25 protein-coding genes are annotated in these 19,445 nt (G+C 33.6%); all 25 read left to right on the top strand.

What is annotated here, in order from left to right; genetic code table 11:
* Positions 1-407: 407 nt before the first annotated feature.
* The 25 genes from BM253_RS14915 to BM253_RS14795 all read left to right on the top strand — a co-directional run bounded on the left by BM253_RS14915 (position 408) and on the right by BM253_RS14795 (position 18,942).
* Positions 408-1,025 (top strand): hypothetical protein, encoded by a 618-nt coding sequence (locus BM253_RS14915; protein WP_091525908.1) that lies wholly within the window; start codon positions 408-410, stop codon positions 1,023-1,025.
* A gap of 17 nt (positions 1,026-1,042) precedes the next feature.
* Positions 1,043-1,354 carry a DUF2695 domain-containing protein gene (locus BM253_RS14910; protein ID WP_091525905.1) on the top strand — a complete coding sequence of 104 codons (312 nt, stop codon included), beginning with the start codon at positions 1,043-1,045 and terminating at the stop codon, positions 1,352-1,354.
* Positions 1,317-1,808, top strand: a complete 492-nt coding sequence (locus BM253_RS14905; RefSeq protein WP_245758510.1) for a DUF4265 domain-containing protein — start codon at positions 1,317-1,319, stop codon at positions 1,806-1,808. The genes BM253_RS14910 and BM253_RS14905 overlap by 38 nt, the downstream gene beginning before the upstream one ends.
* A gap of 62 nt (positions 1,809-1,870) precedes the next feature.
* Complete coding sequence (locus tag BM253_RS14900) at positions 1,871-2,860, top strand: hypothetical protein (RefSeq protein ID WP_091525901.1); 990 nt, start codon at positions 1,871-1,873, stop codon at positions 2,858-2,860.
* Between the two features lie 44 nt (positions 2,861-2,904).
* Complete coding sequence (locus BM253_RS14895; protein WP_143095682.1) at positions 2,905-3,636, top strand: hypothetical protein; 732 nt, start codon at positions 2,905-2,907, stop codon at positions 3,634-3,636.
* A 125-nt stretch (positions 3,637-3,761) separates the two neighbouring features.
* Positions 3,762-4,145 (top strand): hypothetical protein, encoded by a 384-nt coding sequence (locus BM253_RS14890; RefSeq protein WP_143095681.1) that lies wholly within the window; start codon positions 3,762-3,764, stop codon positions 4,143-4,145.
* Positions 4,146-4,188: 43 nt separating this feature from the next.
* Positions 4,189-4,413: a hypothetical protein gene (locus tag BM253_RS17560; RefSeq protein WP_245758509.1), complete on the top strand. Its 225-nt coding sequence runs from the start codon at positions 4,189-4,191 to the stop codon at positions 4,411-4,413.
* Positions 4,414-4,687: 274 nt separating this feature from the next.
* A complete protein-coding gene (locus BM253_RS14880) occupies positions 4,688-5,326 on the top strand; it encodes a hypothetical protein (RefSeq protein WP_143095680.1) in 639 nt (212 codons plus the stop codon).
* Positions 5,327-5,371: 45 nt separating this feature from the next.
* Complete coding sequence (locus tag BM253_RS14875; RefSeq protein WP_091525894.1) at positions 5,372-5,764, top strand: hypothetical protein; 393 nt, start codon at positions 5,372-5,374, stop codon at positions 5,762-5,764.
* 74 nt (positions 5,765-5,838) lie between these two features.
* Positions 5,839-6,240 carry a hypothetical protein gene (locus BM253_RS14870; protein ID WP_091525892.1) on the top strand — a complete coding sequence of 134 codons (402 nt, stop codon included), beginning with the start codon at positions 5,839-5,841 and terminating at the stop codon, positions 6,238-6,240.
* 93 nt (positions 6,241-6,333) lie between these two features.
* Positions 6,334-6,846, top strand: coding sequence for an energy transducer TonB (locus BM253_RS14865; protein WP_091525890.1), 513 nt, complete (start codon positions 6,334-6,336; stop codon positions 6,844-6,846).
* 168 nt (positions 6,847-7,014) lie between these two features.
* On the top strand, positions 7,015-7,854 hold the full coding sequence (locus BM253_RS14860) for a hypothetical protein (RefSeq protein ID WP_143095679.1): 840 nt from the start codon (positions 7,015-7,017) through the stop codon (positions 7,852-7,854).
* A gap of 39 nt (positions 7,855-7,893) precedes the next feature.
* The gene (locus BM253_RS14855; protein ID WP_143095678.1) at positions 7,894-8,625 is read left to right on the top strand and encodes a hypothetical protein; all 732 of its coding nucleotides are present in this window, start codon (positions 7,894-7,896) and stop codon (positions 8,623-8,625) included.
* Positions 8,626-8,675: 50 nt separating this feature from the next.
* Complete coding sequence (locus BM253_RS14850; RefSeq protein ID WP_091525884.1) at positions 8,676-9,656, top strand: thioredoxin family protein; 981 nt, start codon at positions 8,676-8,678, stop codon at positions 9,654-9,656.
* Positions 9,657-9,998 carry a phosphotyrosine protein phosphatase gene (locus BM253_RS14845; protein ID WP_091525882.1) on the top strand — a complete coding sequence of 114 codons (342 nt, stop codon included), beginning with the start codon at positions 9,657-9,659 and terminating at the stop codon, positions 9,996-9,998.
* Between the two features lie 100 nt (positions 9,999-10,098).
* The gene (locus BM253_RS14840) at positions 10,099-11,067 is read left to right on the top strand and encodes an alpha/beta hydrolase (RefSeq protein ID WP_245758508.1); all 969 of its coding nucleotides are present in this window, start codon (positions 10,099-10,101) and stop codon (positions 11,065-11,067) included.
* A 151-nt stretch (positions 11,068-11,218) separates the two neighbouring features.
* A complete protein-coding gene (locus BM253_RS14835; protein WP_091525878.1) occupies positions 11,219-11,833 on the top strand; it encodes an HD domain-containing protein in 615 nt (204 codons plus the stop codon).
* A 38-nt stretch (positions 11,834-11,871) separates the two neighbouring features.
* A complete protein-coding gene (locus tag BM253_RS14830) occupies positions 11,872-12,318 on the top strand; it encodes a hypothetical protein (RefSeq protein WP_091525876.1) in 447 nt (148 codons plus the stop codon).
* A gap of 73 nt (positions 12,319-12,391) precedes the next feature.
* On the top strand, positions 12,392-12,985 hold the full coding sequence (locus BM253_RS14825; RefSeq protein WP_091525874.1) for a DUF3885 domain-containing protein: 594 nt from the start codon (positions 12,392-12,394) through the stop codon (positions 12,983-12,985).
* A gap of 68 nt (positions 12,986-13,053) precedes the next feature.
* Complete coding sequence (locus tag BM253_RS14820) at positions 13,054-13,533, top strand: hypothetical protein (protein WP_091525872.1); 480 nt, start codon at positions 13,054-13,056, stop codon at positions 13,531-13,533.
* Positions 13,534-13,605: 72 nt separating this feature from the next.
* Positions 13,606-14,328 (top strand): SMI1/KNR4 family protein, encoded by a 723-nt coding sequence (locus tag BM253_RS14815; protein WP_091525870.1) that lies wholly within the window; start codon positions 13,606-13,608, stop codon positions 14,326-14,328.
* A gap of 500 nt (positions 14,329-14,828) precedes the next feature.
* Complete coding sequence (locus BM253_RS14810) at positions 14,829-15,668, top strand: oxidoreductase (protein ID WP_091525868.1); 840 nt, start codon at positions 14,829-14,831, stop codon at positions 15,666-15,668.
* Positions 15,669-15,713: 45 nt separating this feature from the next.
* On the top strand, positions 15,714-16,628 hold the full coding sequence (locus BM253_RS14805) for a helix-turn-helix domain-containing protein (RefSeq protein ID WP_091525865.1): 915 nt from the start codon (positions 15,714-15,716) through the stop codon (positions 16,626-16,628).
* A gap of 88 nt (positions 16,629-16,716) precedes the next feature.
* Positions 16,717-17,724, top strand: coding sequence for an aldo/keto reductase (locus BM253_RS14800; RefSeq protein ID WP_091525863.1), 1,008 nt, complete (start codon positions 16,717-16,719; stop codon positions 17,722-17,724).
* 321 nt (positions 17,725-18,045) lie between these two features.
* Positions 18,046-18,942: a helix-turn-helix domain-containing protein gene (locus BM253_RS14795; protein WP_091525860.1), complete on the top strand. Its 897-nt coding sequence runs from the start codon at positions 18,046-18,048 to the stop codon at positions 18,940-18,942.
* The last annotated feature ends 503 nt before the right edge of the window (positions 18,943-19,445 follow it).

Here is a 19,445-nt window from a genome sequence, read left to right as displayed (position 1 = left end):
GATAAGTCTAAAAGCTTTGCAGAGCGAATGGTGTACTTTGCCAGTTTTGGTTGTTAATAAATTTATGAATTTTTCAAAGAACAAATCTAAAGGCTAAAGCGAGACACGTTATCCTGTGCTTCAACAATTTAACTATCGATTTGATACCAATGGCGCTTTGATCCGTGTGGATTGAATTTATTGTATTTTTTAAGTTTAAGTGAGTAAAATACGAATGGAAAATTAGACATCAAGCAATAGCATACCATTTCTCTGCTATCAGGAAAATGGTAATGATGCCTAAGAATCCTGACAAAAAGAGAAACGGAATTTTTAAAAACGGTTAAACAAAAGTGATATATTTACAATATTAAAGAACATAAAAGCACCTGCAACCTTATATTCAATACTTAAAAAAACATTTCCGAATGAAACTGATAATACTTTTATTTATTTCAATCTTTCTAGTCAGCTGCAACCAAAAAGCTCATACACAAAACAGTATCAAATCAAATATCAACATACAAAAGCGGGATAGCATTTATGGTAAAAAACTTATTGACAGTGAGTTTTTAAAATATGCTGACGATTCAAAAACTGACAGTTTAAAAATACACCTTAAAAATTCGTTTGATATTTATGATGAAAATAATTTCAAATTTGCACATATTGATGCGGAAGAACTTGCTGAATTTAATTTTGGCTTTTTTCTTCCACAACTAAATAAGATGTTGACAAAAAGGAATGTGAATTTGGTTGTTAAAACTGTCAATGATTATGAAACTACTAATGATATAGTAATCAATGAAGAAAAATTAAATCTTTACACTAAAAAAGAACTTGATAACCAAACATTCTGGGACACTGCCCCAAGAAACTTTTTTAAGAAAGTAAATGAATTACTAAAGGCAAAAAATAGTGATGAACAATTTTATCTGCTGTATGGTGGAAATGATTTACAAACATTACTTTTAACAGACAAACAGTATTTAATTATATTGGAATATTACAAAGACAACGAAAAAGATAAGCCGTACAAACCTTAAGCAATGCTACCACCAAAATGCCAGATAAAAACGAAATAGAAAGAAGAAAACAGACCAAAAAGGATTTGAGAGCGAAAGCGAAAATTGAATTTGAAAATTCGCTTCCCATTTCAAGAGAAAAATTCATACAATTATTTGATTATTTGGATGAAAACCTGAATGAATTTGGCTGCGATGATTCATTAAAACTCACCTCTGAATTTTTACAAGAGAATGAAATTAAAAATATAGATGAAATTAAAAACTGGCTTCTTGAAAAAGGTGGTTATTGTGATTGCGAAGTCTTAAATAATGTTGAAGAAATGTTCGAAGAAGATGCCATCCTTTAATTCTGAAAAAATATTTGTTCGTTACTTTAGTAATGTACTTGATGAAATTGTTGTAGAAACCCTATGGGCAGAAACTATTGATGTCGAAAAAGGACTTTACAAAATTGACAACATCCCGTTTTACGGTCCTGAATTTTCATCGGATGATATTGTATTTGCCGAGTTTGATGATGATGAAGAGAGAATTACATACAGAAATGTTGTGGAATATTCTGGAAACTCAACCATTCAAGTCATTGTAATTGACGAAAAGCTTAACATTGAAGTCTTGAGAAATGAATTTAAAGAATTAGGCTGCGAAACAGAGGGAACCGGAAGTAATTATTTTGTAATGGAAGTTCTTTTTAATAATAGTTATTCTACAATTTATAAAAAGCTTAGTGAATTAGAATCAGCCGGAAAAATTAGTTTTGCAGAAGCGAATATTTCTCAAAAACATTTAAACGAGAAATAAAATCTACAATCAAAATGAACTTTAATGGGCTAGCACAAATCTTATAAAATAATTTACATAAAATGTGGTTTGAACGATTAACAGGCTTTAAAGAAGAGTCTCCAGAAAACGTAAGGAAAAATATTTTGATTAGCGGTACCGAGCTTATCTCACTTGCCAACAATAAAAGATACCATTTTGGAAAGCTGGAAATAGCAACATTAGCTGACCTACGCCAAAAAAACGATCTTTTAGAAGGCTATAACGCTGCTATTGAGATTACAGAAGTTGTAGCAGACGCACAAGATTTACACTGCCAACCGGAAAATGCCAATGCGTTGTTTCAGGTTGCATCTCAATTTAACCTGCTTGAAATGATAAGTCCGAATATTATTCCCGAACAAGGAATAGACCGGTATGAAAATGACCATACCCAAGGACCTGTTTGCGCCATTGCATGTGGCGCGGGTACCCTATTCAGAAATTACTTTGCAGAAACAAACGGACAAATAGGACAGACAGAACACAACCAGATTGACTGTTTGGATTTAATTGCAAAGGAACTGGATAATGAACGTTTGAATCTTTGGAAGATGCGAAACGGATATGCAATGATAAGTGAAAGGGGATTGCTAACAATAAATAAAAAGATTGCAGAGTTAAGCGCAGACGAACGCGAAGATTTAAAAGGGAAATTAAAGACAGGTATTCAGTGGAATACGGAAGTTACATTGGCAGCAACTAAACACAGGGTTTCACAAATATACTGTTCGGCACTTCCCGTTGCGTACTGCCAAACCGAAACCATATACTGGGAAAGTTTTGCACGGGTTATTTTGGAAGCACTTTACGAATCGACCCTTTATGCAGGAATGCTGAATATGATAGAACACCAATCTAACATTGTTTACCTTACCATGGTAGGAGGCGGCGCATTTGGAAATGAAGAATATTGGATTATAGAATCGATGCAGAAAGCTTTTAAAAAATTCAAAAATGTTCCTTTGGATGTAAGGATTGTGAGTTACGGAAAATCGAACAAAAATATACAACAGTTGTTGAAGGATCTCTAGAAAGCATTTTTAAAGTAATACCACAAATATTAAAATAAATCTTTATGAAAATAATTATTGGATTATTTTTATTAGTCATGGTTTCATGTTCGCCACGCATATCAAACAACGTACTAGAGAAAGACTCTTTTTTGGAAAATACTTACAATAATGCCGCAGCTGCAGATACTGTAAATTTGAAAACAGAACTTATAGAAATTTTTACGGACAGTTTGAATATAGGCGTAAAAGGTAAAAACAAGCTGGAACTTATAAAGCACCGTGTTTTTGGAGACACATACGTAATTGTGAAATTCTATACAAAAGCCCCGCACCGCTGGTATCTTCAAAACACCTATTTGTATGAATGTAATGCATTAATGAGTATGATGCCGGACATTTCTGACTACAACAATGACGGTTTAAACGATGTTACGTTTATTTCGGCACAAGCTGCACGAGGTGCTAACGAAGTTAGGAGGCTTTTTATTTATGATGACTACAAACAGGAACTGATTTCGATTTTAAATTCAGAAGACTATCCCAACATGCGCTACAATAAAGAATTGGACTGTATTGATGCCTTTTTAGTTCATGGAGGAACATCGACCGTTTTTGCAAAAATTAAAAAAGACAGTCTGATACAATTTGCAAGCGTACATAATGACAGCCATAGAACAATATATGAAACAGATGCTGATGGAAAACAAAAACTAATTACAAAAGAAATAATTGATCCTGACAACATATATGTTAGATACAGCAATTACAAGCCTTTAAAAGAATACCAAGATTAGATTTTTTATATAACTTACAAATATACCTTTTTAAAACCTTATCATTTATCAGTGGAAAAGTACATAAAATAGATCTGAATGCGCCTATAGTTGCAGGTAAAAGTGCAGCAGGTTTTATGTTAGGCATGCAGAAAAATGACGTGAGTAAGGAAGTTCTTAATTTATTCACCGTTACTGAAATTATTAACGAGTATGTAAAAGATCTTTCACTCTACAAATATTACACTGATGAAGTAATTTTATTTTTTGAGCAAGACCAACTTACGCAGATAGGTTTACTTAATAATTATAAAGGAACTGTTTACAATGAACTTGGATTGGGTAGTGTGGTGAGAGATTTTGAAACAGTTTTCGGAGATATAGTTGAGGGTGATGAAGACCAGTTAGTATTTTCTAACCTAAAAGGACTTTGTTTTGAAGTAGATTCTTCAACATACACCAGTGCGAACTGGAAAGTTGAAATTTCAAAACAGAAGGTGACCGAAATCTATATTTATGAAGAGTATTGAATAAATTATGGCGAAATTACAAATTTATAAAAGACACCCGACTATGAACAATACGTACCCGGATCCATGGAACTTTTCCAATACAGATAAAAATATGGTAGCACCTAACGGGAAATACGGTGTAACCTTCAGCGAGCTTTCTGAAATTGCCATGGGAGCACCCCTTAAGGGTATATGTTATTTGATTTTGGGAAGCAGAAAAATAAAAATATGTGACCATGCCGGCGGACCAATTATATGGAATGAAGCGGGAGACTGCCTTGCTTAACCGGTGTGGACACGGAATAGGAAGCAACAAATTGGCATACTAGACATAAACAACCAAACACTGACCCTTTTTAGGAACGAATTCAACGTGCTTCATTTGAAAAAATTTCAGAATAACATGGTTTCAGGTATTGATAGTCCGCTGCACAAAAGCAACACACTAAACTTTGACCTTTCAGTAGAAGAAATCGCATTAACTAAAAAGTTTAATTTTGAATAGATTATATTTTATTAAACAGTGGTTCAGTTTCCTATACAAATTAATACTTAAGACTATGTACAGATTTTTAATAACCATACTATTTTTTGTTTTTTCTACTTTTCAAGTTTTAGCGACAAGTCAGGCTCCTGATAAGATCATTTTTAATGATAAAGAATATTCGCTACTTACCAATCCGTTGGAAGCTTACTTTAAAATTAATCCCGAAAAACGCCCGAAAAATACCTTGTCAATAAGTTCTTTGTGGCGCGGATATGTTGCGACTTTCGAAATTAAGAATAACCGTCTTTATGTATCAAAAATTGAAATAGTTAATTTTGATAAAGAAAATGACTCCATGATTGCCAGTGACATAATTAGCGATCTATTTCCTAGCGAAGCAGACAGGTATTTAGATTGTTACAGCGGTATACTGACTATATGTTACGGAGAAATTGTTGACTACGTGCATATGGGATATGAATCGGCGTATGAAAATTATATTTTAATAGAAATCACTGCAGGAAATTTTATAAAAAGTAAAGAAATGAGCCTGAAGGAATTGAATTCCTATAAAAAAGCTCAATTCAAAATATTTAAGAAAACCCCTAAGTATCTCGTAGAAAAAGAAGCACTTTCCAGTTATGGTTTTAACCGCAAGCATTCTGATAAAATATTGAGAGATAAAATATTGTATATTAACAAGCATTTGTAAAACTTAACTAAATAAAAAGCCATAAAGACTAAAAACCTTAATGTAATGAACATTCTCTATCAAAATTCCGAACTTACCCTCACCTATCAGCATGAACGTGTTTTTTTGACTGATAAATTAAACAACGTTTTGTACGAAAAAGAGTTTTACGGAAATGCCAGCTGTGGTTTGATTGACAGTGAAAATAAGTGGGTATTAATTGGAGGTGAACATTTAACTTTTTGGACTAGAAAAAGAATTAGCATTATAAAAGCAGATGAATTTCAATGGATTCATTCGTTGCGAACAAATTCAAAAAATACGGTTGCAATTTTAACCGATCCCTGGTATGCAAGATCTGCAATATGGCAGTTAGACACCTGCACATTAGATCTTATGAAAATCCAGAATTTTCCTGATTACAGAGATCAACAATACACAGATACAATTGAATGGTAACAATATAAATAACTATGGATAATGAAGGAGACAATTGCTTACTGTTAACTAATACACTTTATTTTTAAGGAATTATGAATTTAGCACACGAAAAGATTTTAAAACTTATAACCGACTATTTGAAAGAACACCCAGACCAACGGTTTGGTCAGATCCTGTTTAATATGGGCATAAACGAATTTAGGCAAGATAAGAATGAAGAATTTCTTTTAAGGGACATTTACAACGATTCTGATGACGAAATTGTTAAGAGAATAGAAAACAACATTGAATACATTCAATATCAAAACATTATAAAAGACAAGCTTTTAAAGAATACGTTTAACCTTGAAGGGATGACTGTTAACGAGAGACTGTTTGCAACCAACCTTATGGATGATTTTGATTTCTATAAAAACAAGAATAAAAAAATTGCCCGTTACATTTTGGAGTCGATAAAAATTGATGAGGTATCTATAAAAAAGATTTTAGAGTAAAATTCAACCTTGAAAAAACACATACTTTACCATTTATTTAAACGAATGCCAAACAGTTTATTCTTTTACTATATTTGAAAGTTACCTTTAACCATGAAAAAATTACACCTGACACTACTATTATTGTTCAACACTTTAAGTTTGTTATACTCACAAGAGACCATACAGACGAAAAGCACATATACAAATGATACTTTACAAGGTCGTTATTTTGGAAGTTTTATTAAGCCCGCAGATGGTTTTAGTTTGATAAAACCAAAGAATAACGTAGTGTCGCCTTATTTTAAAAAATGTGAATATTTAAAAACCCAAGACGAAAGACAAAAGTGTTTTGTAGAAACATTTTACGAACAATTCCGCAAAAAGCTACGCCCTAACCGCAAAAAGATTGGAAGTGGAGAAATCAGCCTCATTATTAAATTTACAATAAACAGTGACGGCATTATTGAAGATATATCTTTTCCGAAAAGTAACGATTCAACAGGTGAACTGGAAAAAGAAATTATCAGGATTCTGAATAAAATGCCAAAAATAATTCCCGCAAAAAAGGACGGTAAATTTATTGGTACGTCATACAGTTTTCCATTAGACCTTAAAACCGAGTAAAAAATTAAAAGATAAATGATAGCGTATAAGTCATGAAATTGATAAGATGAAGTGACTTTAATTAAATTTAGACAAGAAAAAGTACCTTTTACAATTAACGACTCAACATTTCCGTAATTTTTATATAAATACTATATTGCAGGTGTATTCAAGCATTTCGAAAACCTTATGACAGCTGCGAACAAAACGGGGCACCCGCTATTTATAATCTGCGTATTCATCCTTATATTAAACGACTGGTATTTAAAGCCGGTGTTTCACAATACACTGACGGGAAAACTTTCGGACTTTGCAGGTCTTTTCGCTTTGCCCTATCTGTTAAGTTCGCTAATGCCAAAACATACACTAAAGATTCATGTGTGGACAGGTTTGCTTTTTATTGTATGGAAAAGTGAATTAGCCGAACCGCTGATTACATTTGCAAACAGTTTTAGAATACCTATAAGCAGAACCATTGATTTTACAGACAATATTGCTTTAATTTCATTACTATTTTCATATTATATCCTTAAAAGCAGTTTTGCCCTAAACATAAAGCCTATTCTACACAAAGCATTAGTAGCAGCTTCGTGCCTAGCATTTGCAGCAACCAGTATGCCACCACGGGAAAACAGAACGTTTACGCAAATTGATAAAGTATATACGTTTGATATTTCTAAAAGAGAGCTTGTTTCCAGACTTAATATGGTGCAGACACGAGAAGTGTACAAAATAAACAAAGGGAGCGGTAAGGTAGATTTTAATGAAGATTCAAATGTTTTTTATTTTCAAGGATCGACCGATACACTTGCCCTACTGTTAGATTACAGAAACATACATAACGGTGACACCATAAGGCTTAAAACATCGGTTGCTGATATCATGATAACGGGAGATGATCGCAAATCTGAACTGAAGCTTTTAACAGTGTATAAAACCGTTCCTTTATACAGTGATAAAGACTACCGTACAAAAACAATACGTGAATTTGAAAAGCGAATTGTAAAAAGAATAGAAAGTTACCGTTAGTATAACACAGTAAGTATATTTTTTTAAATCATAAACCAAATGTCGTTAAAAAAACACCCCTGTTTTCCAATGCTTTTAGTCCTTACTTTGTTGATGTCTTTTAATTGTTTTGCGCAAGACGGTATATTTAATATTCGTACCAATTATACAACGAAAGAACAAGTAGCGGAAGTAAAAGAACTACTATACAGCCAAACAAAGGAAACTGCTTTTTATGAAGACGAGCATTATACCGTTTACAGAAAATGCAGAGGTGAATGGGGTGGTGTCATTATTTTTGAAAACAAGCAATCGGGCAACAAATACATCTGTGCAGCTACCTGTCCTGTTACTGTCAACAAGTTTAATGATGTATATTATGTAACCAATACGCTACATCATTTGTCGGAAACTACAGAAATACTAAAAATTAGAAACCCTGAAAAACTAAAACCTGCCACAGCTGAGGACTTGCTACGAAAGTTTTTTGAGAATGTAGGGACATTAGGTGCAGAAAGAATTATTAAGCAATACCAGACATCGTGCCTTTACAGCTTCATTTACAACAACAGGCTTTACCACATTACAGCCGATAAAGAAGGTACTTTTGTTTCGGAAATTGCAGAAGGTACATTTAAAAAACTGCAACAGATTTCTGATCAGCAATTGTTGACCTATGATTCTAAAACTGCAAAACAAGGTAACCAAATACTGATTGGTTTTAGTAGCAACGAATTTTCGGGTTATATTGAATTAAATGGGCAACTGATTACCGTATATATTGCAAACTGATCTGTAAGGAATACAAAACAATCAGCACAACCTTAAATACTAAAAAAAATATGACGTTAAAAAAAATCATTTTACTGTTATTAGTATCTGTAAGCTTTAAATCAATAGCGCAAACCAATTGTGAAGAACTACTGGCACAAAAGATAAACCTAAAAGGAGAAGATTTTGAACAAATGCAGGAGGAACTTGTTACTAATTTTTCTAAACTCGCTGATTGCGGACTGGAAAAAGAGGATGTTACTTATATAGGCCAGCCACAGCTATTGTCGGCTCTGGTTATTGGATGGTTAAATGATGATCCTGAAACAATAACCTACAAGAAACTGCTTGACACCGCACTTAAGATGAAAAATACTCCCGAGTACAGTGAAAACGTTAAATTCTATAACAACTTTCTACTGCTGCGCAACAAAAAAGTAGATCTTGAAAATTGGGTTAACGATAGTAAACTAATATTACAATTGGTTAAAAGCGAGTATCTATTGAATGCAATTTACAATTTTATTGAAGAAGCACCCAACCAATATTCTACTTATGGGGAAATGATGGATGATTTAAACAACCAATGGAACGCGATTGATAATAATACCCATCAAGCTGATGATTTAACGGGTGCCATTGATATATTTGACGATGCTGAAATAATAAATTACCATGAAATGCTTGAAGAAGCAAAAGCAGCTGGTAAACCACTACTAATTTATTTTACATCGTACGCTGACGTGAATTCCAGAAAGATGGAGGAAGCCTTTTTGTATGATGATGATATACAGCAACTGTTTAAAACGACTTTTTATACCGTTACTTTATTTGTAGATTCTAAAAAAGAAGTCCCTAAAGATTATATAACAATCAATCCAAAAACAGGAAAGGAAATGAAAACTTACGGTGCTTTTTATATTAAGATACAGCAAGAACAGTTTGAAAAAAATTACCAACCGTTTTTTGTAATTGTGAACAAAAAAGGTAAGGTAGTTAAGACAAAAGGCTTTACGTTGAGCAAAGAAGAATTCTTAAATTTTTTAAAATAAATGTCACTTACCATTTTATTTATCTGCTCTGCAAATAAGCAACGATCTAAAACAGCTGAAGACTATTTTAGCAGTAAGTATGCTGATTTAGAATTCATGTCGGCAGGAACGAATATAAAAATTTGTGAACAGCTAGGAACAAACCCGATAACCTCATCTGTATTGGAACAGGCAGATTTAATTTTTGTGATGGAAAACAGTCATAAAAAGGAAGTTAAAAATTTTATTAACGGTAGGTTTAAAAAAGAAATTATTGTTTTAGATATCAAAGATCTGTACAAGTACTACCAAAAGGAACTTATTGAACTTTTAGATGAAAAAATAACGCCTTATTTAAAATGATGGTTTAGAAACAGTAGTTTTACTCATAAACTAAAAGCATACCTGTAATGACAGAAAGTATTCTTGCTCACAAATAAATACAAATCAAACAATCGGCACTTTGAAATATAATAAAAAAAGAATTAATCGCGTTTTTTGGATATTGACAGCTATTTTTATTTTAATGAATATTGTAGCAATCTTTCATGCTTACAAGTTTACCCACTTTAGCGAGACCGGCATTGAGAAAACAAAAAGCTCTGCGAAACTTTCCGCAATTGATAAAATTGAAACAATAATTTTTGGAGTAAATAACCCCAGACCAGAAAACACAACTATTCCTAATAATGATTTTGAAGTAATAAAAATTAAAAGCAATAGAGAAATTGAATGCTGGAGTATAAAAACCGAAAATGCAAAAGGTTCGATAATATTATTTCACGGTTATGGTGGAAACAAATCTTTAATGCTTGACAAGGCTGAAGTTTTCCTTGAACTAGGCTATAATACGTTGTTAGTTGACTTTATGGGGTCGGGCGGTTCAGAAGGTAATCAAACAACAATTGGTTATTTTGAAGCAGAACAAGTACAAGCATGTTTTAACTACCTGCGTAAGCAAGGAGAACACAACATTTTTCTTTATGGTACTTCAATGGGTGCTGTTGCAACGATGAAAGCGATCAGCGATTATGATATTAAGCCAAAAGGAATAATAATTGAATGCCCGTTTGGTTCTATGTACCAAACTGTTTGTGCACGCTTTAAAACAATGGATGCACCGACTTTCCCAATGGCGGGGTTATTAGTTTTTTGGGGCGGAATAGAAAACGGTTTCTGGGCATTTAACCATAATCCGACCGAGTATGCCAAGAAAATAAACTGTCCTACTCTTTTACTACATGGAGCAAAAGATGAAAAAGTAAGTATAGAAGAAATACAAAGTATATATAATAATCTTGAAGGAATAAAAAAATTGCAAATTTATGAGGAGGCAGGTCATGAAAACTATCTTTTGAAATACAAAACCGAATGGACAGAAGACGTAAAGGATTTTTTAGAAGAAACACACCAAACGGAAATAAAATATTAAACACTAGAATTTATGTTTAGTAAACAAATGGTTTTATATCTGCATTGATAAAAATATTATTAAATTAGATATAGTTAGAAACATAGGTTTATGAGAATGAGAATAAGGGATAGGAACCATTACGAAAAATATTGCCCAACTGCAGACTATTATGTTAAAAAAAACATTTATTAAACTTTTAGAAAACTATACATACGATCAGAATCTGATAAATGAATTATGGTTTGAAATAAAACAAAACTATTCAGACACCAACAGGCATTACCATACATTACAACATTTGGAAAACCTATTGCAACAGCTAACCACCATACAAAACCACATTCAAAACTGGAACACCGTTTTGTTTACCCTTTATTATCACGACTTAGTTTACCATTCAACACAAGCTGATAACGAAGAAAAAAGCGCTGAACTTGCCGAAAAACGCATGAAACAAGCTTTGGTACCTAAAGAACTGATCGAACATTGCAAGAATCAGATTTTAGCAACCAAATCTCACAACAAATCAACAGACAACGATACCAACTATTTTACAGATGCGGACCTTTCTATATTAGGACAGCCTTGGGAAGCATACTCACAGTATTACAAAAACGTTAGAAAAGAATATTCCGTTTACACTGATGTTGTTTACAATGCCGGGCGTAAAAAGGTATTACAACATTTTTTATTAATGGACAGGATTTTTAAAACCGATTATTTTTACGACAGGTTTGAAAATAATGCCCGACAGAACATACAAAATGAAATAGATTTGCTTTAAAACAATGTACAATATATTTTTAATTTTAAACATGTGATATGAATGAAACGGATTTTCCAAAAACAGTAAGTGAACTAGAGCACTGGATGAAAGAACACTGTTATAATTTTGAAAGTTATTCTATTAACGGCAACAGTATTTATGAAGGCTTTGGTATTGAAAAATCCGGAAATATGTTTATATGGTATTATACCGAGCGTGGACAGCAGCAAAATCTAAAATATTTTGGTTCGGAAACAGAAATTGTACAGTATGCTTATAACGAAATTAAAAGCGATCAATGGGCAAGAACACACTTAATTGGTTTTTGCAGCGATTTAAATAAAATAGTACAACTAAAAAAAGAACTGGATAACCTAAACATACAATATATTTATGATGAGATACCCTATTACGGAAATGACAAACCTGCTTACCGTGTGTTTGTGTCGGGATGCGATATCAGAAAAACTATACATTTGAAAAAGAAATATTTTACTGAATGACAAACAACTTTTTTTAAGTTTATTTCTGAACACACATCTTTATCATTATTTGAATGAAATAGATTTTACGTTTATGACAGCACAACAATTTATAGAATTTTGGAAAACGACTTATTCCGAGCCGGCTTTTATGTGTCAAAAATTCACAAAGGAATTTTCACACAGGTGGTTTCGTATTCACAGTTTACCTAAATCAAAACGTTACCCAAACAACGCCAGCGAATGGAAGCTACTACTTAACCGGCAGAATAAAATAATTACCGACCTGTTAAACAATCATACGAAGTTTTTACTGGTGACAGGTGAATACAGTTCTGAACAATATGAAGAATTATATAAGATTGATGATGTAGCATCTGTAAACCAATTATCTTTTATTACGTTAGAACATATTAACTTATATGAAAATAATCCGGAAGACTACGATGAAGGTCAGTTTTATACCCCGATGTTTTGTACACTGGAATGGGCTCAAAATAAATTTGATGATTTACTAAAAGATATAGGAGAAGATAATTTAAGAGCTTTCTTTGTTTCGCCTGACAATGAATTAATTATTGCTCCTTATGACGGAGGTATGGATTTTATTCTGAAAGATACCGAAACCAGAGATTTTTACAAACAAAAATACAGCAGTTGGTTGTCAGAAAGGGAAGACGGATTATAGAAAAGATACAGATATATTTAGATACTTTATAAAAATCAGAAACTCTTTAAAATATAACACGTGCACCTATGAACATAACCATTGATCGTACCGAAATAATTTCTTTAGAAGCTTTTGAATTAGGATGGCGATTTGATAAAATTCAAAATAGCGAAATTACTACAGAAGAGAAAAAACTTATTTTAGCATTATCACCAACGGAATCGAAAAGAGTGAATAAAATTATTGACTATTACGAAAACCCAACGAACCGAGCAAAAAAATATACCGAAACTAACTGGTTTAGTGCGCATAGCAAAACGATGGAAAAAGAAAAACGTTTCAGAAAAAAAATTGAAAATTATCTAATGCCGTATAATGGAGACTTGATTGTTTCATGGAACCGTAAAACAGTGGTGCAAACTTCAAAGAACCTATTCCAGAAGTATCTTACCGATTTTTTATATCCTAGTTCTGACGATGTAACAATTGTTTCGGTCGATTTAAACTGGATTCTGTTCTACCATCACACTGAAGTAGCCAATTTTTGGACAAAAAATCAATCGTAGAATGATGAGTATTAAAAAGCATCAAATTATTTAAATCAATAATTGTACAACCGACGGAGAAGACTAGACCAAATGACAATAAGAGAGCAATTACAATCAATAGTATCAAACCAATATCAATCTGAAGAGGGAGAAATATTTTGCATAGAACTCCTAAAAGGTATGACCGAACGTGAGATTGATGATTTTAAAAGTAAACTACCGTGCAACAAACTACCTGAAGAAATTGAAGAATTATTACGTTTCAGCAAAGGGTTTATATTTCAGGGTTTGGAAGAAATTCGGTTTGATACATTCCAACAATTCGGTTTTGAGGAGTTGTTTCCGTATTCGATACAGCTTGCGGGCGACGGATTCGGTAATTTTTGGATTTTAGATATTGATTCTGAAGGAAATTGGAATTGTGTTTATTACGTATGCCATGATCCGGCAGTGATTGTAAAACATTCTGAAAATTTATTCGATTTTATTAAGCATGTCGATGAATTCGGACAGAAAGGAGCTCTTTCTAACTTAAATATTATTCATGAAAAAACGATCATGGAAATCTGGAACGAAAAATTCGGAATTATGGAAAAGAACGAACAGGATTACGACTTTGAAAATGGGGCGAGCGAACTTCCTGAAATATATTTAGTAGCTGACCTTAGCAATAAACCTATAAGGACAGGATTTGCTTGGGGAAAATTTGGATCTGGCACAAAAATTATAAGACCTAACGATAAGCCTATATGGATAATAGAAAAAAAATTAAAAAAGAGTTTTTTTTCAAGATTGTTTGGCTGTAAAAGATAAAGACATTATATAGTACTAAAATCAGCTTACGCTTCAACTAAAGCAGGACCAATCATACAGTTGTTCGACGCTTCACGATAACCCGCGACAAACTACCTAAAAGGCATACCGCTTTTAATTCGTGTAGATTGTATTTATTGGATTTTTGCGCTGAAAAGAGAATGCGGAGTTGATCAGAGTCACTGACCGGGATTTGACGTGGAGAAACTATTTAGGTTTTAAATATTGTGAATATGCGTACCAAAGCAAAGTATTTGTACTACCTTCTTGGGAATAAATACATAGACAGACAACGAACTAAATATGAAAAAACTCATTCATTTAATAGAAATACTTTTACATTCCCTCTTATTCAGCTTTAAAGTTATGATCAAAATACTACCCTAAAAACTAACCTATATTTGTTTTGGCTACAACAATCTTTGATTTGGTCACATGCACGATTTCATTCTTGCTCAACTTTGTATTGTAAATAATTAATCATTTAAAAACAATAAAAAATGAGTACAAAAAAAGTATGGTTCGTAACAGGAGCTTCAAAAGGTTTAGGTTTAACATTAGTCAAAAAATTATTAGCAGAAGGCTATTCCGTAGCAGCAACTTCTAGAAATGTTTCGGAACTTCAGAAAGTCATCAATGAAGAAAATTCAACATTCTTACCGTTAGAAGTTGATTTGGTGAATGAAAATTCGGTTGCAGAAGCTGTTTCCAAATCAATTGAAAAATTCGGAAAGATTGATGTTGTGGTAAACAACGCAGGTTACGGACAATTAGGAACCTTGGAAGAATTGACAGATAAAGAAAGTCGTCAGAATTTTGACACCAATGTTTTTGGTTCTTTGAATGTCATTAGAAAAACAATGCCATATTTCAGAGCACAAAAAAGTGGTTCGATTTTCAATATCGCTTCCATTGGCGGATTGTCCGGAGAATTTCCGGGTTGGGGAATTTACTGCGCTACCAAATTTGCCGTTGTTGGATTTACTGAGGCTTTAGCGGCGGAAGTAAAAGAATTTGGTGTGAATGCCACGGTTATTTATCCCGGATATTTCAGAACAGATTTCTTGACAGGAGGTTCGCTTCGCACACCTGAAAATGAAATCGATGCTTATACGACTGCGAGACAAAATCAGAAAATGCACGAACAAGACATCAATGGAAATCAAATGGGCGACCCGGAAAAAGCGGCTGTTGCAATGATAGAATTGGCTGAAATGCAAAATCCACCAGTTCATTTGGTTTTAGGTTCTGATGCTTTCCAAATGGCAAATAACAAATTATCCACACTTCAGAATGAAATTTATGATTTCAAAACTCTAAGTACATCTACAGATTATTAACTTTGTAAAGGCAACAGCCACAAACTGTTGCCTAATTTTGAAATAATGACCAACAGAAAATTATACACAGTCGACACGATTGCTGAATTCCACAGGATTTCAGGATTGCCCAAACCTCAGCATCCGTTGATTAGTCTGGTGGATTACAGTTTGGTGGAATATCAAATCGAAGAATCGGAAATCAGCTGGATTCAGGATTTGTATTTTATGGGTTTCAAGCGTGATATTCAGGGAAAATTGCATTACGGTCAAAGTCAATATGATTTTGATGAAGGTTTGATGTGTTTTATTGCGCCGAGACAATTGGTTAAGATGATTATTGATAAGTCAGGCATAAAACCTTCAGGATATCTTTTGGCTTTTCATCCTGATTTTATTTGGAATACACCTTTGGCAAAGACAATCTCCAATTACAAATTTTTCGGTTATGATGTGAATGAAGCATTATTTCTCTCCGAAAAAGAAGAGGAAACTTTAATCGGTCTTTTCAAGGGAATTGAAAAAGAATATCAATCGGGAATTGATGAATTCACACAGAATATCATCATTTCTCAAATCGAAGTGATTCTGAATTATTGTGAACGATTTTATCAAAGACAATTCATTACAAGGAAAAAGAGCAATCATCAGGTTTTGGATAAGTTAGAACATATTTTGGATGATTATTTCAAAAATGATGTCATCAACAAAGGTTTACCAACTGCAAATTATATTGCCGAATCTCTGAATATTTCTACGAATTATTTAGGAAGCTTGCTAAAATCTCTGACTGGACAAACGACGCAACAACACATCCACGAAAAACTAATTCAAAAAGCCAAAGAAAAGCTTTCTACAACAGAACTTTCTGTAAGTGAAATTGCTTATGAATTAGGATTTGAACATTCTCAATCTTTCAGTAAATTGTTTAAAGCTAAAACTGACATTTCCCCTTTGGAATTTCGGAAGTCATTTAACTGACATCAGTAATTCTCATACAATATCCGTCGTTTTGCATACATCAGAGTTTTAATTTCTGCGGAATTTTGTATCAATAAAATTTAACAATATGAAATTGAATCAAGTAAAATTAGGAAGCCAAGGTTTAATCGTTCCGAATATCGGTCTGGGATGTATGGGAATGACAGGTTTCGGCGATGCAGATATGTATGGAAAAACAGATGAGAAAGAAGCGATTGCAACCATTCATCGTTCTTTGGAACTGGGTGGAAATTTTCTAGACACAGCCGATTTGTATGGTCCTTTTAAAAATGAACAGCTGATTGCAAAAGCGATTGAAGGCAATCGTGACCAATATATTATTGCAACTAAATTTGGTTGGGAAATTGATGACAATGAGCAAGTGACTTGGAAAATCAACGGAAGTAAAGATTATGTGAAAAAATCTGTTGAGCGTTCGTTGAAAAATCTGAAAACCGATTACATCGACCTTTATTATATGCATCGTCTCGATAAAAATGTTCCGGTTGAGGAAACGGTTGGAGCAATGAGCGATTTGGTGAAAGAAGGGAAAATTGGATATATCGGTTTGCCGGAAGTTGGTTCGGAAACCGTGAGAAGAGCACACGCAATTCATCCGATTTCTGCAGTTCAAAGTGAATATTCTTTGTTTGAAAGAACCGTTGAAGAAAAAGACGTTATCAAAACGTTGAATGAACTAGGAATTGGTTTTGTAGCGTATTCTCCGCTTGGAAGAGGATTTCTATCGGGAAATATCAAAACAATTGATGACTTGCCGGAAAATGATTTCCGAAGAGCAATTCCGCGTTTTCAGGGAGAACATTTCCATAAAAACATCGAGTTGGTGGAAGCGATTGAAAATATGGCGAAAGAAAAAGAAATCACGTCTTCGCAATTAGCTTTGGCTTGGATTATCAGCAAGGGAATTCTACCGATTCCGGGAACGAAACGCAGAAAATATCTTGAACAGAATATTGAAGCGAGCAAAATTGTTTTAAGTGAATCTGATATTCAGAAACTGGAAAGTATTGTGCCTTTAGGAACGGATACTGGAGCGACTTATGATGAGTTTGGGATGGGACTTTTGGATTATTGATTTGTTTAAATTAAAATATTTGTAGTTTGCAATTCCGAACGAAATGAAATGTAGTGAAGAATCTCAATATATTTCAGAGATTCTTCCTTCGTCAGAATGACAGACTGCTTATAAACACAATACGATTGCAGCCCGGCTTATCTCATCTTTTTTATTTTTTATTTGGAATCGATGAACCACTTCGTTAGGTTTGAGCGGAGCTCTTTTTGCGGAACGAAGTGGAGCAAAAAGATTGGGAGCCCTTCGACAAACTCAGGATAAATTACAGACGGATAAAGGCGCCCAAATAATTACTACCTTTAATATTTAGAATTTCAAATTATGAACACGATAAAATCTATTTCGGCTTTTCACAAATTGTTGTCACTTCCTGAACCAAAACATCCTATGGTGAGTGTGATAAATCTTGCAGAAAGTGTTTTCATAGAAGATGAGGTTTGGAAAGGTTTTGTGAGCCGTTATTACTGCGTTGCACTGAAACGAAATGCGACCGGAAAAATAAAATACGGACAGCAACATTACGATTACGACAAAGGTGTTTTGAGTTTTACGGCGCCGAATCAGGTGCAATATCTAGATTTGAAAACGATGGATTGTGAAAATACGGGTTATCTTTTGATTTTTCACGAGGATTTTCTGTTGAAACATTCTTTGGCGAGTACGATTTCGTCTTACGGATTTTTCTCTTATGCCGTGAATGAAGCGTTGCATCTCTCTGAAGATGAAGAAAATGACTTACTCGAAATTCTGAATAAAATTGATAAGGAATGTCAGCACATTGACCAACATACGCAGGAAATTATTTTGTCGCAGATTGAGTTGTTGCTGAATTATTCGAAGCGGTTTTATGAGAGACAATTTATCACGAGAAAAAGTGGAAATCATCAGCTTTTGGCGAAATTTGAAACATTTTTAAATGATTATTTTGATAAAAATTCTTCTGAAAAAGGTTTGTTGACTGTGCATGAAATTGCTGAAGCAATGAATCTTTCTCCGAATTATTTGAGTGACCTTTTGCGGGTTCATACAGGACAAAATACGCAACAGCACATTCACGAAAAGCTGATCAGCAAAGCGAAAGAGAAACTTTCTACAACGGAATTATCGGTAAGTGAGATTGCTTATGAACTGGGATTTGAGCATTCGCAGTCATTTTCTACGTTGTTTAAAAAGAAAACGAGTTTGTCGCCGTTAGAATTTCGGCAGTCGTTTAATTAAAGAATAGCTGTGAATGGTTTATATGCTGGACTTTGGGTGATGGATGATAAGGATGTTAGGTGTGTTTAAAGAACTATTAGGTGTTATATATTGGAGATATCTCGACAGGCTCGATATGACAGATTGTCTTTGTTCTAGACTGGACTTGAACTGCAGAATACAGGCTCACTGACCGCGGTTTTGGAGTAGTAGAATTATGCAGCTTTGAGATCTCCTTTGATAGCGATAGTTCTATTTCGGTTTCTCTGTTCTTTTATGACTAAAAGAACCAAAAATCTTTTCTTTTTAGTATGCTCTATCATCTATTTTACATTTTGAAATCGTGAATCTTCGATTTCTTGCCTCGGTCTAAAATCGGTTAAATAATGTCTTACAAGCTCGCAGTTCGTCAGGCTCACTGACCGTGATTTAGGAGTGTTAGAACGATTTGAGTTTTAAATGTTTGAGATATCTCGACTACGCTCGATATGACAGCAGTTCGACACTTCGATGGGCTCACTGAC

The organism is Paenimyroides ummariense, assembly GCF_900115115.1.
Taxonomy (GTDB): Bacteria; Bacteroidota; Bacteroidia; order Flavobacteriales; family Flavobacteriaceae; genus Flavobacterium; species Flavobacterium ummariense.
The sequence above is the reverse complement of the archived record's forward strand: the minus strand, read 5'-3'. Positions and strand labels throughout refer to the sequence as shown.

What these genes read in the sequence shown, in the direction of transcription:
- BM253_RS14915 (WP_091525908.1), top strand. Translation starts at nt 408, where the DNA reads ATGAAACTGATAATACTTTTATTTATTTCAATCTTTCTAGTCAGCTGC.
- BM253_RS14910 (WP_091525905.1), top strand. Translation starts at nt 1,043, where the DNA reads ATGCCAGATAAAAACGAAATAGAAAGAAGAAAACAGACCAAAAAGGAT.
- BM253_RS14905 (WP_245758510.1), top strand. Translation starts at nt 1,317, where the DNA reads ATGTTGAAGAAATGTTCGAAGAAGATGCCATCCTTTAATTCTGAAAAA.
- BM253_RS14900 (WP_091525901.1), top strand. Translation starts at nt 1,871, where the DNA reads ATGTGGTTTGAACGATTAACAGGCTTTAAAGAAGAGTCTCCAGAAAAC.
- BM253_RS14895 (WP_143095682.1), top strand. Translation starts at nt 2,905, where the DNA reads ATGAAAATAATTATTGGATTATTTTTATTAGTCATGGTTTCATGTTCG.
- BM253_RS14890 (WP_143095681.1), top strand. Translation starts at nt 3,762, where the DNA reads ATGCAGAAAAATGACGTGAGTAAGGAAGTTCTTAATTTATTCACCGTT.
- BM253_RS17560 (WP_245758509.1), top strand. Translation starts at nt 4,189, where the DNA reads ATGAACAATACGTACCCGGATCCATGGAACTTTTCCAATACAGATAAA.
- BM253_RS14880 (WP_143095680.1), top strand. Translation starts at nt 4,688, where the DNA reads ATGTACAGATTTTTAATAACCATACTATTTTTTGTTTTTTCTACTTTT.
- BM253_RS14875 (WP_091525894.1), top strand. Translation starts at nt 5,372, where the DNA reads ATGAACATTCTCTATCAAAATTCCGAACTTACCCTCACCTATCAGCAT.
- BM253_RS14870 (WP_091525892.1), top strand. Translation starts at nt 5,839, where the DNA reads ATGAATTTAGCACACGAAAAGATTTTAAAACTTATAACCGACTATTTG.
- BM253_RS14865 (WP_091525890.1), top strand. Translation starts at nt 6,334, where the DNA reads ATGAAAAAATTACACCTGACACTACTATTATTGTTCAACACTTTAAGT.
- BM253_RS14860 (WP_143095679.1), top strand. Translation starts at nt 7,015, where the DNA reads ATGACAGCTGCGAACAAAACGGGGCACCCGCTATTTATAATCTGCGTA.
- BM253_RS14855 (WP_143095678.1), top strand. Translation starts at nt 7,894, where the DNA reads ATGTCGTTAAAAAAACACCCCTGTTTTCCAATGCTTTTAGTCCTTACT.
- BM253_RS14850 (WP_091525884.1), top strand. Translation starts at nt 8,676, where the DNA reads ATGACGTTAAAAAAAATCATTTTACTGTTATTAGTATCTGTAAGCTTT.
- BM253_RS14845 (WP_091525882.1), top strand. Translation starts at nt 9,657, where the DNA reads ATGTCACTTACCATTTTATTTATCTGCTCTGCAAATAAGCAACGATCT.
- BM253_RS14835 (WP_091525878.1), top strand. Translation starts at nt 11,219, where the DNA reads ATGTTAAAAAAAACATTTATTAAACTTTTAGAAAACTATACATACGAT.
- BM253_RS14830 (WP_091525876.1), top strand. Translation starts at nt 11,872, where the DNA reads ATGAATGAAACGGATTTTCCAAAAACAGTAAGTGAACTAGAGCACTGG.
- BM253_RS14825 (WP_091525874.1), top strand. Translation starts at nt 12,392, where the DNA reads ATGACAGCACAACAATTTATAGAATTTTGGAAAACGACTTATTCCGAG.
- BM253_RS14820 (WP_091525872.1), top strand. Translation starts at nt 13,054, where the DNA reads ATGAACATAACCATTGATCGTACCGAAATAATTTCTTTAGAAGCTTTT.
- BM253_RS14815 (WP_091525870.1), top strand. Translation starts at nt 13,606, where the DNA reads ATGACAATAAGAGAGCAATTACAATCAATAGTATCAAACCAATATCAA.
- BM253_RS14810 (WP_091525868.1), top strand. Translation starts at nt 14,829, where the DNA reads ATGAGTACAAAAAAAGTATGGTTCGTAACAGGAGCTTCAAAAGGTTTA.
- BM253_RS14805 (WP_091525865.1), top strand. Translation starts at nt 15,714, where the DNA reads ATGACCAACAGAAAATTATACACAGTCGACACGATTGCTGAATTCCAC.
- BM253_RS14800 (WP_091525863.1), top strand. Translation starts at nt 16,717, where the DNA reads ATGAAATTGAATCAAGTAAAATTAGGAAGCCAAGGTTTAATCGTTCCG.
- BM253_RS14795 (WP_091525860.1), top strand. Translation starts at nt 18,046, where the DNA reads ATGAACACGATAAAATCTATTTCGGCTTTTCACAAATTGTTGTCACTT.